At 59.8% G+C, this 2,221-nt stretch carries 2 protein-coding genes; both read right to left on the reverse strand.

Annotation, left to right across the window (positions count from 1 at the left end):
• On the reverse strand, positions 1–218 hold a 218-nt coding region (locus tag AWB81_RS42250), incomplete at its 3' end, for a GTP-binding protein (protein WP_235026238.1).
• A gap of 52 nt (positions 219–270) precedes the next feature.
• The coding region (gene fusA / locus AWB81_RS42255) for an elongation factor G (RefSeq protein ID WP_062644472.1) at positions 271–2,221 on the reverse strand (1,951 nt) is incomplete at its 5' end.

The following is a 2,221-nucleotide window of genomic DNA, read 5'->3' on the forward strand; positions in this document are numbered from 1 at the left end:
GCCGTTTCGTACTCGACGTGCGCGGTGTTGATCGTGATGCCACGCGCCTTTTCTTCCGGTGCCGCGTCGATCTGGTCATACGCCTTCGCTTCGCCGCCGAACTTCTTGGTCAGCACCGTCGTGATCGCTGCCGTCAGCGTGGTCTTGCCGTGGTCAACGTGACCAATCGTTCCAACGTTCACGTGCGGCTTGGTCCGCTCGAATTTACCTTTTGCCATGATTGCCTTCTTTCAAAAATGTTGATCGGTTAAAGACTTTCGGCTTGCCGAATTACTTGGATTTCGCGTTGATGATCGCTTCAGCAACGTTACGCGGAGCCTCGGAGTAGTGCTTGAATTCCATCGTGTACGTAGCGCGGCCTTGCGTCGCCGAACGCAGCGACGTCGAATAGCCGAACATTTCCGACAGCGGTACTTCAGCGCGGACGATCTTGCCGCCGCCAATCATGTCTTCCATGCCCTGCACGATCCCGCGACGGCTCGACAGGTCGCCCATCACGTTGCCCATGTAGTCTTCCGGCGTTTCGACTTCGACAGCCATCATAGGTTCGAGAATCACCGGGCTTGCACGGCGCATTGCTTCCTTGAACGCCATCGAACCAGCCATGCGGAACGCGTTTTCGTTCGAGTCGACGTCGTGGTACGAACCGAACGTCAGGTGAACCTTCACGTCGACGACCGGGAAGCCCGCCAGCACGCCAGCCTTCAGCGTTTCCTGGATACCCTTGTCAACCGCCGGGATGTATTCACGCGGGATCACGCCGCCCTTGATCTCGTCGAGGAACTCATAACCCTTGCCTTGCTCGTTCGGCTCGAGCGTGATGACCGCGTGACCGTACTGGCCGCGACCACCCGACTGCTTGACGAACTTGCCGTCGACGTCTTCAGCCTTGCTGCGAATCGTTTCGCGATACGCAACCTGCGGCTTGCCGACGGTGGCTTCAACGCCGAACTCACGCTTCATCCGGTCGACCAGAATTTCCAGGTGGAGCTCGCCCATGCCCGAAATGATGGTCTGACCCGATTCTTCGTCGGTCTGAACCCGGAACGACGGATCTTCCTGAGCCAGACGGTTCAGTGCGAGACCCATCTTTTCCTGGTCCGGCTTCGTCTTCGGCTCAACAGCCTGCGAGATCACCGGTTCCGGGAAGATCATGCGTTCGAGCACGATCGGGTGTGCCGGATCGCACAGCGTATCGCCCGTGGTCGCGTCCTTCAGGCCAACTGCAGCCGCGATGTCGCCAGCGTGCACTTCCTTGATTTCTTCGCGCTGGTTCGCGTGCATCAGCAGAATACGACCGAGACGTTCCTTCTTGTCCTTGGTCGCGTTCAGGAGCGTGTCGCCCGACTTCGTCGTGCCCGAATACACACGGAAGAAGATCAGCTGGCCGACGAAGGGGTCGGTCATGATCTTGAATGCCAGCGACGAGAACTTCTCGTCGTCGGCCGCGCGACGCTCGGCCTTCTCACCGCTTTCGAGTTCGCCAGTGACCGGCGGAATGTCGACCGGCGACGGCAGGAAGTCCAGAACCGCGTCGAGCATACGCTGCACGCCCTTGTTCTTGAACGCCGTACCGCACAGCATCGGCTGGATTTCGCAAGCGATCGTACGGTCGCGCAGACCCTTGACGATTTCCGCCTCGGTCAGTTCGCCCGTCTCGAGGTACTTGTTCATCATGTCCTCGGTCGACTCGGCCGCGGCTTCGATCATCTTCTCGCGCCATTCATTGCACGTGTCGACGAGGTTCGCCGGGATTTCTTCGTACGAGAATTTCGTGCCTTGCGACGCTTCGTCCCAAATGATCGCCTTCATCTTGATAAGGTCGACCACGCCGGTAAACGTGTCTTCGGCGCCGATCGGCACCACGACCGGAACCGGGTTCGCCTTCAGGCGAGCCTTCAACTGGTCGTAAACCTTGAAGAAGTTCGCGCCGGTCCGGTCCATCTTGTTGATGAACGCGAGACGGGGCACGCCGTACTTGTTGGCCTGGCGCCAAACGGTTTCGGACTGCGGCTGCACGCCGCCCACGGCGCAGTAGACCATGCACGCACCGTCGAGCACGCGCATCGAGCGTTCGACTTCAATCGTGAAGTCGACGTGGCCCGGGGTGTCGATGATGTTGATGCGGTGCTCGGCGCGGTCGCCGGCCATGCCTTTCCAGAAAGCTGTGGTCGCTGCCGACGTGATGGTGATGCCGCGCTCCTGCTCCTGCTCCATCCAG

Source organism: Caballeronia arationis, assembly GCF_001544975.2.
GTDB classification, from domain to species: Bacteria; Pseudomonadota; Gammaproteobacteria; order Burkholderiales; family Burkholderiaceae; genus Caballeronia; species Caballeronia arationis.